This is a genomic window from Pseudomonas sp. B7(2017), from assembly GCF_002112745.1.
Classification (GTDB): Bacteria; Pseudomonadota; Gammaproteobacteria; order Pseudomonadales; family Pseudomonadaceae; genus Aquipseudomonas; species Aquipseudomonas ekonensis.
In genome coordinates, this window is the sequence record NZ_NEIP01000003.1 from 186,929 (window position 1) to 199,649 (window position 12,721).

Annotated in this window: 13 protein-coding genes; 4 read left to right on the top strand and 9 right to left on the bottom strand. The window is 62.8% G+C overall.

Annotated elements, in window-relative coordinates; genetic code table 11:
* Positions 1-10: 10 nt before the first annotated feature.
* Positions 11-904: a LysR family transcriptional regulator gene (locus CAG29_RS07275; RefSeq protein WP_170930026.1), complete on the bottom strand. Its 894-nt coding sequence runs from the start codon at positions 902-904 to the stop codon at positions 11-13.
* An 86-nt stretch (positions 905-990) separates the two neighbouring features.
* Between CAG29_RS07275 and CAG29_RS07280 the strand changes: the two genes are divergently transcribed.
* On the top strand, positions 991-1,767 hold the full coding sequence (locus CAG29_RS07280; RefSeq protein WP_085583348.1) for an NAD(P)H-dependent oxidoreductase: 777 nt from the start codon (positions 991-993) through the stop codon (positions 1,765-1,767).
* A gap of 63 nt (positions 1,768-1,830) precedes the next feature.
* Here the strand turns inward: CAG29_RS07280 and CAG29_RS07285 are convergent, their stop codons facing one another.
* Genes CAG29_RS07285 through CAG29_RS07295 form a run of 3 tightly spaced genes read right to left on the bottom strand, consistent with a single transcriptional unit; the run spans position 1,831 to position 3,373 of the window.
* Entirely contained in the window at positions 1,831-2,508 is a 678-nt protein-coding gene (locus tag CAG29_RS07285) for a DUF5710 domain-containing protein (protein ID WP_085583346.1), read from the bottom strand.
* Positions 2,509-2,546: 38 nt separating this feature from the next.
* Positions 2,547-2,969: an HD domain-containing protein gene (locus CAG29_RS07290; protein WP_085694088.1), complete on the bottom strand. Its 423-nt coding sequence runs from the start codon at positions 2,967-2,969 to the stop codon at positions 2,547-2,549.
* Between the two features lie 14 nt (positions 2,970-2,983).
* Complete coding sequence (locus CAG29_RS07295) at positions 2,984-3,373, bottom strand: hypothetical protein (protein WP_085634079.1); 390 nt, start codon at positions 3,371-3,373, stop codon at positions 2,984-2,986.
* A gap of 160 nt (positions 3,374-3,533) precedes the next feature.
* Between CAG29_RS07295 and CAG29_RS07300 the strand changes: the two genes are divergently transcribed.
* On the top strand, positions 3,534-3,965 hold the full coding sequence (locus CAG29_RS07300; RefSeq protein WP_085694090.1) for a hypothetical protein: 432 nt from the start codon (positions 3,534-3,536) through the stop codon (positions 3,963-3,965).
* Positions 3,966-4,132: 167 nt separating this feature from the next.
* On the opposite strand, the gene CAG29_RS07305 is transcribed toward CAG29_RS07300, so the two are convergent.
* The 5 genes from CAG29_RS07305 to CAG29_RS07325 form a co-directional block, all read right to left on the bottom strand.
* A complete protein-coding gene (locus CAG29_RS07305; RefSeq protein ID WP_085583338.1) occupies positions 4,133-4,855 on the bottom strand; it encodes a hypothetical protein in 723 nt (240 codons plus the stop codon).
* A 25-nt stretch (positions 4,856-4,880) separates the two neighbouring features.
* The gene (locus CAG29_RS07310; protein ID WP_011333561.1) at positions 4,881-5,429 is read right to left on the bottom strand and encodes a cupin domain-containing protein; all 549 of its coding nucleotides are present in this window, start codon (positions 5,427-5,429) and stop codon (positions 4,881-4,883) included.
* Positions 5,430-5,860: 431 nt separating this feature from the next.
* A complete protein-coding gene (locus tag CAG29_RS07315) occupies positions 5,861-7,144 on the bottom strand; it encodes an FAD-binding oxidoreductase (protein WP_085583336.1) in 1,284 nt (427 codons plus the stop codon).
* Between the two features lie 56 nt (positions 7,145-7,200).
* Positions 7,201-8,691, bottom strand: a complete 1,491-nt coding sequence (locus CAG29_RS07320; RefSeq protein WP_085583334.1) for an aldehyde dehydrogenase — start codon at positions 8,689-8,691, stop codon at positions 7,201-7,203.
* Between the two features lie 79 nt (positions 8,692-8,770).
* Complete coding sequence (locus CAG29_RS07325; protein ID WP_085583332.1) at positions 8,771-10,147, bottom strand: glutamine synthetase family protein; 1,377 nt, start codon at positions 10,145-10,147, stop codon at positions 8,771-8,773.
* A 282-nt stretch (positions 10,148-10,429) separates the two neighbouring features.
* Here CAG29_RS07325 and CAG29_RS07330 point away from each other — a divergent pair, with 282 nt between their 5' ends.
* Both CAG29_RS07330 and CAG29_RS07335 read left to right on the top strand, forming a co-directional pair.
* Positions 10,430-11,191, top strand: coding sequence for a gamma-glutamyl-gamma-aminobutyrate hydrolase family protein (locus CAG29_RS07330; RefSeq protein ID WP_085583330.1), 762 nt, complete (start codon positions 10,430-10,432; stop codon positions 11,189-11,191).
* A 370-nt stretch (positions 11,192-11,561) separates the two neighbouring features.
* The gene (locus tag CAG29_RS07335) at positions 11,562-12,704 is read left to right on the top strand and encodes an ABC transporter ATP-binding protein (RefSeq protein WP_085583328.1); all 1,143 of its coding nucleotides are present in this window, start codon (positions 11,562-11,564) and stop codon (positions 12,702-12,704) included.
* The last annotated feature ends 17 nt before the right edge of the window (positions 12,705-12,721 follow it).

Here is a 12,721-nt window from a genome sequence, read left to right on the forward strand (position 1 = left end):
CACGCGTGATTCAGACGGACGCCGCCAGGTGCTCGCGCAACCACTTGTGCGCCGGGTCGCGGTGCGAGCGCTCGGCCCAGAGCATCGCCATCTCATAGCCCGGCACCGCCAGCGGCGGCTCTACCGCTTGCAGGGTTGAGCTGTCGCGGACCAGCCGCGACGGCAGCATCGCCACCAGATCGGTGCTCGCCAGCACCGATTTGAGCAACAGGAAGTGCGGCACCGACAGCACCACCCTTCTCGACAGCCCCGCCTCTGCCAACGCCTTGTCCGTCACCCCGAAAAAGCCCCCGCCTTCCGGCGACACCAGCACGTGCTCCAGCGCGCAGAAGCGCTCGCGGGTCAGTTCGCCCTGCAGGCCAGGATGGCCGATGCGGCCGGCCAGCACGTAACGCTCGGTGAACAGCGCCCGGCGGTGCAGCTCCAGCGGGGCGTCTTCACTGGTGTGCAGCGCCAGATCGATGACGCCCTGCTCCGCCTGCTTGACCAGATGCTGCGGCGACAGGTCCAGCACCGCCAGCCGCGTGCCCGGCGCCTGGGCGCGCAGGCCGCCCAGCGCCGGGAGCAGCACGGTCGATTCGCCGTAGTCCGACGCCGCGACCTTCCAGGTGTTGTGCGCCTTCGCCGGTTCGAACGGGCTGGCCGGCGCCACCGCCCTCTCCAACGCCTCCAGCGCCTCGCGCAACGGTTCGCGCAACTCGTCGGCCCGTGCCGTCGGGCGCATGCCCCTGGGGCCCGGCAGCAGCAACGGGTCGCCGAAGATCTCGCGCAGCTTGGCCAGGTGCACGCTCACCGAGGGCTGCGACAGGTTCAGCCGCTCGGCGGCGCGGGTGACGTTGTGCTCCGACAACAGCACGTCGAGGGTCAGCAGCAGGTTGATATCCAGCCGTCGCAAATTATTCACTGCTATACCTGATATGTCAGAGATTCATTTCCACTATACCGGCTGGATGCCGATCCTGCTTTCACCCAATCAAGGAGCGTTTCCCCATGAATGTGCTGATGGTCTATGCCCACCCCGAACCGCAATCGCTCAACGGCGCCCTCAAGGACTTCACCGTCCGCCACCTGGAAGCCGCCGGCCACACCGTGCAGGTGTCCGACCTCTACGCGATGAACTGGAAGGCCGCGATCGACGGCGACGACAGCCCCGAACGCGACCGCAGTGCGCCCTTCGAACCGTCGCGCGACTCCAAGCGTGCCTACCGGGACGGCACACAAGCGGCCGACATCGCCCGCGAGCAGGAAAAACTGCTGTGGGCCGACACCCTGATCCTGCAGTTCCCGCTGTGGTGGTTCTCGATGCCGGCGATTCTCAAGGGCTGGGTCGAACGGGTCTACGCCTGCGGCTTTGCCTACGGCGTGGGCGAACACTCCGAGAGCCGCTGGGGCGAGCGCTACGGCGAAGGCAACCTGAAAGGCAAGCGGGCGATGCTGGTGGTGACTGCGGGCGGCTGGGACTCGCACTACGGCCCGCGCGGCATCAACGGGCCTATCGACGACCTGCTGTTCCCGATCCAGCACGGGGTGCTGTACTACCCCGGCTTCGATGTGCTGCCGCCGTTCGTGGTGTACCGCACCGGGCGGATGGACGAGGCACGGTTTGCCCGCACCTGCGACGAACTGGGCTCACGGCTGGATGAGCTGTGGAGCACCCGGCCGATTGCGTTCCGGCAGCAGAACGGCGGGGATTACGAGATTCCTTCGTTGACGCTCAAAGAGGATGTGGCGCCGGAGCGTACGGGGTTTGCTGCTCACCTGCGCTGACCTGCACGGGTCATGCTCACGTATCCCAGTGCTACGTCTGCATGACCCGCAATGAATGGGCAATCAACCGTTCTTGAGTCGCATGCAATCCATGAAGTCTTCGGTCGCCCATCCGACGCTGCCGTTGCCATCGAAGCGCTCATTGATCAAGTGCAGTGTCATTGAGGACGCTGCCTGCGCAGACATCGGGAAAAACGCACCGCCTGGCTCACTGTGCATGAAAAAGTCGCCCAGTTTGGCAGAGCAATGTTCACAGTGATTCATGTAGTAAATCGCTCCCGCCATCTTGCTGTGATCGGGCTGGTAGCGAGTGGAGTAGGTACGAAGTTGTTTGATGACCGATGGCGACAATGTCCTGATGTTTGACAACCCGACCCGGACCCCGTGACTTACCCAGTAGCCCAATCCGCTTTCCAGGGAAAAGCCGGTGTCCTCGTCCTCTTCGGCATATTCGAATTGCTCGTGCTCCTCCGGGAGCTTGAATGAGAAAACGCGGGTGGGGCAGTAGCACTTCCAGCACTCCGTTGACGACTGCAAGATGAAATAGTACGGGGAGCGCAGGTAAAACTCCGGCTCATGCTCCAGACCGGGCTCCTCCGGTCGAGGCAACCAACGTGCAAAAGCCTCAGTGCTCACACCCTCCGGCACAAACCAGGTCTTTGCTTGGGCATCCCACCGCGCGCCCAGCAACTTGGCTTGATCCTTTTCCGCATACGGTACCTTCAAATCTATCCGTGCCATCTACCGCTCTCTTCTTCCATGTTTGAATCAAACTGCCGTCAGGATCGCAACCGGCCGATCGCCCGCCGGTACTTCTCGATCCGCTCAAGATCCTCCCACCCCGGCGAGGCGATCCGCGACAGGTCGCTGTTCTCTTCTAGATCCGCCAGCTTCACCGCCCGCCCGATGGGGTTCAGGGCCACCCGCTCGATGAAGTCCTCGTAGGCTTCGCCCGGCACTTTGGTCACCGATTCGATGGCCGTCAGCACCGTTTCGCTGAACCCCTCCTTGCGCAGATCGTCGAGGCTGACATCGCAGTCCTCGACCACATCGTGGAGCACGGCGACGATGCGTTCCTCCAGGCTGCTCATGCGCAACATGACTTTCATAGGATGCAGAATGTACGGCGCCCCGCCCTTGTCCACTTGCCCCGCATGGGCCGTGGCGGCGATGGCGATGGCGCGTTCCAGCGTTTGAGTCATGGGATGTCCTCGGTTCAGACGCCGTACCGGCCGCCGACGTGAATGTTGCGTTTAAGCCAACTGCCGACGGCCTTCAACCGCCCCACCGGTTTTGCCGGCTCGGCGTAGCGCTGGAGGATCAACGAAACCAGGGCGGCCTGATCCGCCATCGGCTGCGCATCGATCAACTCGGCCACCCACGGGCAACCGGCTCTCTTGAGATGTACGCGCCACTCGCCGGGCCAGTCGTCCAGTTCGTCCAGCGCCAACCACCGCACCCCGCCCTGCTCCGCATGCCCGCCGCCGATGGATTGCTCGAAACAGAACGGCGTGCCCGGGCGGGACAGGTCGAGGCTGAAAATATAGACGTCCTGGGTGAGGTGCTGCGTGGTGGGGGCGTTGTTGCGGCTGCCGATGGTGATCATGGCGGTTGTCCGATCCTTGGGGATGCTGTCAGTCTGCAATTGTTCCCTGTCTGTCCGGTCGGCGCAACGGCACAACCCCGATGGAACCTCCCCGGCGAGCCCGCTCTCGAAACCATAGGCGCCCCTCCATGACCCGACATGGCGCCAAGGGAGAGCTCCGATGAACATCCGACCCCTGTTCCTGATTGCCGCATCCTGCGTGATCCCCACCTGCGTCTCGGCCCAGGGCTGCGATGTCCTGACCCGTTCCTCCAGCGCTTCGGTACCTGCCGTGGAAACCCACAGCTGCTACGAATACGAAGGCATGCCCGCCGGTGCCATCGACTGGTCCTGCAGCAACGAAAGCAAGGACATGCTCAACAGCACCAAGAAAAAGGTCGAGCACTGCGCCGATGGCTACCGGGCCTCGTGCATCGCGACCATGACCCAGGAATCCCTGGCCAATCCGCATTCCACCAGCAAGGACAAGAGCGCCAAATCGCTGAACATTCCCGACCGGGCGCAGGTGAGCACCTATTACTACAGCGCGGAGGATCTGGCCCAGGCGAAAACCGATTGCGAAAATGGCGGCGGGCACTGGAAATTGAAGTGAGCGAGCTTGCGGCTTGCCAGGACAGCCCCGTAACGTCACCACCAATCGCCAGAGTTTCGGCTCAGGGCGTGAGTGATGTGTTTGGAGTTATAGAGCAACCAAGGTTCGATGTTCTTGGCCAGAACATTTGAAGATGCCGGTCTTACACAAATAAATCCGTCACTTTTCTACTTGGCTGCCCGCGAGCAAAACATCTTCTGGGCAAGTTCGATGTGGCCCGAGCAATACATTTTCTTCGCGATGTCGTTCGTGAGCTTGTAGCGCCTCAAGTGGCCGACATCACCCTCAATCAATAGATCGAGCTCTGCCTTGACCTCTGAAAAGTGGATCGCCGCGTATTTTTTTCCCAACGAACTCAGCCGGATGGAGTCCTGCTTGATGGTCCAGGTCGGCACAACAAAGAATTCCCAGTTGTTCAGATCGCGAATGTCCTGGGTCTCCTGCTTATCGTCCTTGAAATGCGCAAGGATAAAAAAGTCAGACCAGCGGCGATAAATCTCGATGGCCTTTCCATAAGGCTTTGAAATGTAGTTGTTCCACACATACCCTTGCCGGGGCTCAAGATCGAACTTTACGTTCTTGCTGCCGCTGGAAGTGGACTTGACCTCGATCCCCCAGCCAAAGCGGGTGCTGTGGCAATGGTTCTTAAAGTCTGGGGAAAAATCCGGAACACCCCTGCCGTAGGTCAGATCCACCACGTCCCAGTCCTTGCGGGTCTTGTAGTGTTCTGCAAGGGTGCGATCCGAACAAAGCGCCAGGTAGACCAGGTACTCCGCGAAATTGCCGCGGGAGGTCGGCGACTTCAGGTCGGCATAACACCACTGCCATGCATCCAGCAATGTCGCGCTGGCGATGCGCGTGTTGGTAAAGGGGGAATGTAACTCAAGCATCAGGCTTGTCACTCTCCCTTAAACATCAGAAGTTAGCCGGCGTATTCGCACTAATAATCTCCGCCTCATCCGCCCCGATATTTCGGAACTTATGCGGCAGCGTGGTCGGGAAGTAATACCCGTCCCCCGCGCTCAGCACGCTCACCTGCCCGTCCACCGTCAGTTCCACGGTGCCACGGGTCACCAGGCCACATTCTTCGCCTTCGGCGTGCACGATCGGCTCTTCGCCGGAGCTCGCGCCGGGCGCGTACTGTTCGCGCAGCAGGCGCATCTGGCGGCTGGGGACGGAGGCGCCGATCAGCAGCAGGCGCAGGCCATGGCGGCCGAGGTCAGGTTGTTCGTTGGCGCGGAAGACGTATTGGTGTTCGCGCGGGGGCTGGTCGAAGGTGAAGAAGTCGGCCAGGGACATCGGTATGCCTTCGAGCAGCTTTTTCAGCGAGCTGACGGAAGGGCTGACGCGATTCTGTTCGATCAGGGAGATGGTGGCATTGGTCACGCCGCTACGCCGGGCCAGCTCGCGCTGGGAGAGTTTGTAGCTTTCGCGTACTAGTTTGAGTCGAGAACCCGTATCCATGACAGCCTTATGTTGAGGTACTTAAGGGCAATGGGGGTGGGTGGCGGGTGACGCGCCGGGGGCGCGGATCACGTTGCTCCCGTGTCCCGGAACCGTGAAAGGCGGCTATTAAATCACGTTTGGTGGTGTTGCTCAGCAGGTTCGATGGACGGTGGGTGAAATGAGCCTGCCGGGGGTGAACCCGAAGTAAATGCAGGGCCTGTGGGAGCTGGCTTGCCAGCGATTCGATGGCACTTTCAACATCATTTTTGCTGATAGACCGCTATTGCTAGTCGAATCGTCGCGCCGCAGCGCCCACAGGTTTTTGGGGTTTCAGTGGGATAGGCGGTGCCTGGGCTGACCTCATCGCTTGCAGGCAAGCGCCTACAGGGGTGTGGGGTTGCGGGCAAAAACCGGCGGCGCCTGTGCGGGGCCGCCGCCGGGGAGGTAAATCAGATGCCGAAACGGTCGCGCAGCGAGTAGTACGCGGCGCCCATGGCGGTGAGCGGGGCCTGGAAGGTGCGGCCGCCGAACATCGGCATGTGCGGCAGGGAAGCGAAGGCGTCGAAGCGTTCGGCGTCGCCGCGGATCATTTCCGAGATCAGCTTGCCGGCCAGGTGCGAGCAAGTGACGCCGTGGCCGCTGTAGCCCTGCATGTAATAGGCGTTCTTCTCGATGCGGCCGAACTGCGGCATGCGCGACATGGTCAGCAGGAAGTTGCCGGTCCAGCGGTAGTCGATCTTCACGTCCTTGAGCTGCGGGAAGGTCTTGAGGATCTTCGGGCGGATCAGGGTTTCGATGTCGTCCGGCTCGCGGGCGCCGTAGACCACGCCGCCGCCGTACAGCAGCCGGTTGTCCGCGGTGAGGCGGTAGTAGTCGAGCAGGTAGTTGCAGTCCTCGACGCAGTAGTTGTTGGTGATCAGGCTGCGGGCCTGCTTCTCGGTCAACGGTTCGGTGACGCAGATCTGCGAGCCGCACGGCATGCTCTTGGCCGTCACGCGGTTGTCCAGGCCCTGCGGCAGGTAGGCGTTGCCGGCGATCAGCAGGTACTTGGCGCGCACCTGGCCTTTGGCGGTGCGCACGACATTGGGCTCACCGTACTTGATTTCCACAGCGGCGGACTGCTCGTAGATCTTGCCGCCCAGGCGCACGATGGCCGCGGCTTCGCCGAGGGCCAGGTTCAGCGGGTGGATGTGGCCGCCCTGCATGTCCAGCAGGCCGCCGACGTAGGCGTCGGAGCCGACTTCACGACGGATGTCCGCCGCGTCCAGCAGCTTGAGGTTGCGGTTGCCGTAGCGTTCCCAGCTGCGCTTCTGCTCGGCGAGGCCCTTGAGCTGCTTCTTGTTCATCGCCGCGAAGATGCCGCCGGGGCGGTAGTCGCATTGGATGTCGTATTGCTTGATGCGCGAACGGATGATGTCGGCGCCTTCGAAGATCATGCTGCCGAGGATCTCGGCGGTCTTGTCGCCGTAGCGCGCCTCGATCACATCGACGTCGCGGCTGTAGGAGTTGACCAGTTGCCCGCCGTTGCGGCCGCTGGCGCCGTAGCCGACCTTCGCCGCTTCCAGCACCGTCACCTTGTAGCCGGCCTCGGTCAGGAACAGCGCCGAGGACAGGCCGGTGTAGCCGGCGCCGATGATGCAGACATCGCAGTCCACCGCTTCTTCCAGGGTCGGAAAGTCGATGGTTTCGTGGCGGGTGGCCGCGTAGTAGCTGTTGACGTGTTGCTGTTTCATTTTCTTGTTCTCCGAGGGCCGCCGGCACGTGCCGGCGGCCGCCGCTGCAAAATAGGTCAGAGCTTGATCCAGGTCGCTTTCAGCTCGGTGTACTTGTCGAAGGCGTGCAGCGACTTGTCGCGGCCGTTGCCCGACTGCTTGAAGCCGCCGAACGGCGCGGTCATGTCGCCGCCGTCGTACTGGTTGACCCACACGCTGCCGGCGCGCAGGCCACGGGCGAAGGTGTGGGCCTTGCTCAGGTTGCTCGTCCAGACCCCGGCGGCGAGGCCGAAGATGCTGTCGTTGGCGATCTGCAGCGCCTCTTCGACGGTGTCGAAGGTGATCAGCGACAGCACCGGGCCGAAGATCTCTTCGCGGGCGATGGTCATGGCGTTGGTCACGCCGTCGAAGATCGCCGGCTGCACATACAGGCCGCCGGTCTCTTCGAGGGTGCGCTGGCCGCCGGCGATCAGTTCGGCGCCCTGCTCCCGGCCGATGCCGATGTAGCGCAGGACGTTGTCCAGCTGCCGCTGATCGACCACCGCGCCGACGGTGGTGGCCGGGTCGAGGGCGTGGCCGGGTTTCCACGCCTGCAGCGCTTCCACCAGCAGCGGGATGAATTGCTCGCGGATCGAACGCTCCACCAGCAGACGCGAGCCGGCGGTGCAGACTTCGCCCTGGTTGAAGGCGATAGCGCTCGCCGCCGCTTGTGCGGCCGCACGCAGGTCCGGCGCATCGGCGAACACCACGTTGGGGCTCTTGCCGCCGGCTTCGAGCCACACGCGTTTCATGTTGCTTTGGCCGGCGTAGATCATCAGTTGCTTGGCGATGGCCGTGGAGCCGGTGAAGGCCAGCACGTCGACGTCCATGTGCAGCGCCAGCGCCTTGCCGACGGTGTGGCCGAAGCCCGGCAGAACGTTGAACACGCCTTTGGGAATGCCCGCGTCCAGCGCCAGTTGCGCGATGCGGATCGCGGTCAGCGGGGACTTCTCCGACGGCTTGAGGATGAACGAGTTGCCGGCGGCCAGGGCCGGGGCGAACTTCCAGCTGGCCATGATCAGCGGGAAGTTCCACGGCACGATGGCCGCGACCACGCCGGACGGCTCGCGGGTCACCAGGCCCAGTTGGTCGTGGGGCGTGGCGGCGACTTCGTCGTAGATCTTGTCGATGGCCTCGGCGCTCCAGCGGATCGCGTTGGCGGTCGCCGGCACGTCGATGCTCATCGAGTCGCTGATCGGCTTGCCCATGTCGAGGGTTTCCAGCAGCGCCAGTTCTTCCTGGTGCTCAAGGATCAGATCGGCGAAACGGATCAGGATGCGCTTGCGTTCGGCCGGGGCCTTGTTGGCCCAGACGCCGGAATTGAAGGTCTGACGGGCGACTTCGACGGCAAGGTTAGCGTCGGCTTCGTCGGTGCTGGCCACGGACGCCAGGAAGCGGCCGTCGACCGGGCTCAGGCATTCGAACGTGGCGCCGCCGATGGCCGGGCGGTACTCGCCGTTGATGAAGGCGCGGCCTTCGAGGGTCAGGGACTGGAAACGCTGTTCCCAGTCGTTGCGGGTCATGGTCATGGCTGTGGCTCCCACAGGGAATGGAGTGTTCTTTCGGACTTGTGGTTTGCGCCGGACACTGTGGATCCGGCGGTGGTCTTCAGACCGTATGCAGGTACCAGTTGTACTCAAGGTCGGAGATCGAGTTCTCGAACTCGGCCAGTTCGCTTTCCTTGCACGCGACGAACACGTCGATGTACATCGGGTCGATGTACCGGGCCATGACTTCGCTGTCGTCCAGCACCCGCAGCGCGTCGCGCAGGTTGTTCGGCAGGCTCTGTTCGTTCTGCTCGTAGCTGTTGCCTTCGGTCGGCGCCGGCGGCTCGATCTTGTTGGTCAGGCCGTGGTGCACGCCCGCCAGCACCGACGCCATCAGCAGGTACGGGTTGGCGTCGGCGCCGGCCACGCGGTGTTCGATGCGCACGGCGTCCGGCGAGCCGGTCGGCACACGCACGGCCACGGTGCGGTTGTCGATGCCCCAGCTCGGCGAGTTCGGCACGTAGAACTGCGCGCCGAAACGACGGTACGAGTTGACGTTCGGGCAGAGGAAGGCCATCTGCGCCGGCAGGGTCTCCAGCACACCGCCGATCGCGTGACGCAGCGCGGCGTTCTGCTCGGGATCCTCGCTGGCGAAGATGTTGTTGCCTTCCTTGTCCAGGATCGAAATGTGCACGTGCAGACCGTTGCCCGCCTGGCCCGGGTACGGCTTGGCCATGAAGGTGGTGTCCATCTCGTGGTCGTAGGCGATGTTCTTCACCAGACGCTTGAGCAGGATCGCGTATTCGCACGCCTTGATCGGGTCGGACACGTGGTGCAGGTTGACTTCGAACTGCGCCGGGGCGCTTTCCTTGACGATGGCGTCGGCGGGGATGCCCTGCTCTTTCGCGCCTTCGAGGATGTCTTGCAGGCAGTCGACGTATTCGTCGAGGTCGTCGATCAGGTAGACCTGGGTCGACACCGGGCGCTTGCCCGACACCGGCGAACGCGGCGACTGCGGACGGCCGTTCACGTTGTCCTGGTCGATCAGGTAGAACTCAAGCTCGAACGCGGCGCAGATGGTCAGGCCCAGTTCGTCGAACTTGCGCACCACGTTGGCCAGCACTTCGCGCGGGTCGGCGAAGAACGGCTCGCCTTCGAGTTCATGCATGGTCATCAGCAGTTGGGCGGTCGGACGCTTCTGCCATGGCTCGATGCTGAGGGTGCCGGGAATCGGGTAGCAGATGCGGTCCGCGTCGCCGATGTCCAGGCCAAGGCCGGTGCTCTCGACGGTGGAACCGTTGATGTCGAGGGCAAAGAGCGAAGCCGGCAGGTTGATGCCTTTCTCGTAGACCTTGTGAAGACTGGTGCGCTCGATGCGCTTGCCGCGCACCACACCGTTCATGTCTGCAATCAGAAGGTCGACGTACAAAACCTCAGGATGTTTCTTAAGGAATGCGTTTGCTTCGTTGAGTTGAACGGCACGCAGAGGGACCGACATGATGCACCTATTTAGCTGTTAATTATTATGTTCACTGCTGTTTCGCGGAGCCAGTCAACCCGAACGGCAAAGTGAAGTCAATAGCGAACACAGGGCCGTTCAGCGTTTATTTTTCGGGCTTTTTTTAACATTCGCGTGCCGACGCTGGCGCCAGAGCGGCGGAAATCCTGAAGATTGGATGAACGGCGTTTAGAATTTTTTACATGGCAGTTGTTAATTAAAATAAACGCGGCTAAGCTCCGGAAAAGCTCGTTCAAGTGTCAAACTTCGAGGTGAATAAAAATGGCATTCAAGCCATTGATCGGCGTTACTGCGTGCGTCAAACAGATCGGCCTGCACCCCTACCACATCAGCGGCGACAAGTACGTGCGTGCTGTCAGCGTCGCGGCGCAGGGGCTGCCGGTGGTCATTCCTTCCCTGGGCGGACTGACGGAGATCGGCGACCTGCTCGGTCAGCTCGACGGCCTGCTGCTCACCGGCTCGCCCTCCAACGTGGAACCCTTCCACTATCAGGGCCCGGCCAGCGCTCCCGGCACGGATCACGATCCGGCGCGGGACGCCACCACTCTTCCCCTATTGCGTGCGGCCATTGCGGCGGGCGTTCCGGTGCTCGGCATCTGCCGCGGCTTCCAGGAAATGAACGTGGCCTTCGGCGGCAGCCTGCACCAGAAGGTGCATGAGCTGCCGGGCATGCTCGACCACCGCGAAGCCGACAGCCCGGATGTCGCCGTGCAGTACGCCCCGGCCCATGCCGTGACGGTGCTGGCCGGCGGCGTGTTCGAGGCGCTGGAGCTGCCGGGCGAATTTCAGGTCAACTCCATCCACAGCCAGGGCATCGACCGCCTCGCCCCCGGCCTGCGCGCCGAAGCGGTGGCGCCGGACGGCCTGATCGAGGCGGTGTCGGTAGAGCACAGCCCGACGTTCGCCGTCGGCGTGCAATGGCATCCGGAGTGGCAGGTGCTGGACAACCCGCCCTACCTGAAGATTTTCCAGGCGTTCGGCGCGGCCTGCCGGCAACGTGCGGCGCAGCGCCACCAGCGCTGACCTCCCCGTAGACGCAACACCCTTTACTGCCCCCACGGGAGCGGCGGTTGTGCGTGTGCACATCCGTCACCCGTGAAAACAACGAAACCGCAATAACAACAAGTACGACCAGGCAGCCAGGACGGCGGCGCCGAACAAGCCGGATCGGCAGGAGTGTCGGCAATCGGATCGATGCAAAACCCTGTGGGAGCTGGCTTGCCAGCGATGAGGCCTTCACCCTCGACATTGAGGGTGACTGACCCGCCGCCATCGCTGGCAAGCCAGCTCCCACAGGGGGATGCGGTCCGAGAGGAATGACTCCAAACGATCTGCAATCCACTTTTGAGCCAGGCCATTTGGCCCGGCGACTGAAACCTGTTGGGAGTTTCACATGGCAAACGCCTCCAGCACTTACAGGAAGGCCCTTGAAGGTCATCAGCAACCGAAGAAGGTTCTGGTGAAAGTCGATCGCGTCACCAAGAAATTCGACGAAACCACCGCCGTGGACGACGTGTCCCTGGAGATCCATCAGGGCGAGATCTTCGCCCTGCTCGGCGGCTCTGGTTCCGGCAAGTCGACCCTGCTGCGCATGCTCGCCGGTTTCGAGCGTCCCACCGACGGGCGGATCCTGCTCGACGGCGTGGACATCACCGACATGCCGCCGTACGAACGACCGATCAACATGATGTTCCAGTCCTATGCGCTGTTCCCGCACATGACGGTGGCGCAGAACATCGCCTTCGGCCTCAAGCAGGACCGTTTGCCGGCCAGCGAGATCGACGCCCGCGTGGAAGAGATGTTGCGCCTGGTGCACATGACCCAATACGCCAAGCGCAAGCCGCACCAACTGTCCGGCGGCCAGCGTCAGCGCGTGGCCCTGGCCCGTTCGCTGGCCAAGCGGCCCAAGCTGCTGCTGCTCGACGAACCGATGGGCGCGCTGGACAAGAAGCTGCGCTCGCAGATGCAGCTGGAGCTGGTGGAGATCATCGAGCGCGTGGGCGTGACCTGCGTGATGGTGACCCACGACCAGGAAGAGGCCATGACCATGGCCGAGCGCATCGCGATCATGCACCTGGGCTGGATCGCCCAGGTCGGCAGCCCGGTGGACATCTATGAGGCGCCGGTCAACCGCATGGTCTGCGAATTCATCGGCAACGTGAACGCCTTCGACGGCACCGTGGTGGAAGACCTCGAAGGCCACGCGATCATTCACAGCCCCGACCTTGCGCAGAAGATCTACGTCGGCCACGGCGTCAGCACCTCGGTGCAGGACAAATCGATCACCTACGCGATCCGTCCGGAAAAGATGCTGGTCAGTTCCCTCAAGCCCGAAGCCCGCTACAACTGGTCCGAAGGCAAGGTGCACGACATCGCCTACCTCGGCGGCCATTCGGTGTTCTACGTCGAGCTGCCCGGCGGCAAGATCGTCCAGTCGTTCATGGCCAACGCCGAACGCCGCGGCGCACGGCCGACCTGGGACGACAAGGTCTACGTCTGGTGGGAAGACGACAGCGGCGTGGTGCTGCGCTCATGAGCACTCTCAATCAGCGG

What these genes read in the sequence shown, in the direction of transcription:
- CAG29_RS07335 (WP_085583328.1), top strand. Translation starts at nt 11,562, where the DNA reads ATGGCAAACGCCTCCAGCACTTACAGGAAGGCCCTTGAAGGTCATCAG.
- CAG29_RS07280 (WP_085583348.1), top strand. Translation starts at nt 991, where the DNA reads ATGAATGTGCTGATGGTCTATGCCCACCCCGAACCGCAATCGCTCAAC.
- CAG29_RS07300 (WP_085694090.1), top strand. Translation starts at nt 3,534, where the DNA reads ATGAACATCCGACCCCTGTTCCTGATTGCCGCATCCTGCGTGATCCCC.
- CAG29_RS07310 (WP_011333561.1), bottom strand. Translation starts at nt 5,429, where the DNA reads ATGGATACGGGTTCTCGACTCAAACTAGTACGCGAAAGCTACAAACTC.
- CAG29_RS07295 (WP_085634079.1), bottom strand. Translation starts at nt 3,373, where the DNA reads ATGATCACCATCGGCAGCCGCAACAACGCCCCCACCACGCAGCACCTC.
- CAG29_RS07290 (WP_085694088.1), bottom strand. Translation starts at nt 2,969, where the DNA reads ATGACTCAAACGCTGGAACGCGCCATCGCCATCGCCGCCACGGCCCAT.
- CAG29_RS07330 (WP_085583330.1), top strand. Translation starts at nt 10,430, where the DNA reads ATGGCATTCAAGCCATTGATCGGCGTTACTGCGTGCGTCAAACAGATC.
- CAG29_RS07305 (WP_085583338.1), bottom strand. Translation starts at nt 4,855, where the DNA reads ATGCTTGAGTTACATTCCCCCTTTACCAACACGCGCATCGCCAGCGCG.
- CAG29_RS07320 (WP_085583334.1), bottom strand. Translation starts at nt 8,691, where the DNA reads ATGACCATGACCCGCAACGACTGGGAACAGCGTTTCCAGTCCCTGACC.
- CAG29_RS07285 (WP_085583346.1), bottom strand. Translation starts at nt 2,508, where the DNA reads ATGGCACGGATAGATTTGAAGGTACCGTATGCGGAAAAGGATCAAGCC.
- CAG29_RS07325 (WP_085583332.1), bottom strand. Translation starts at nt 10,147, where the DNA reads ATGTCGGTCCCTCTGCGTGCCGTTCAACTCAACGAAGCAAACGCATTC.
- CAG29_RS07315 (WP_085583336.1), bottom strand. Translation starts at nt 7,144, where the DNA reads ATGAAACAGCAACACGTCAACAGCTACTACGCGGCCACCCGCCACGAA.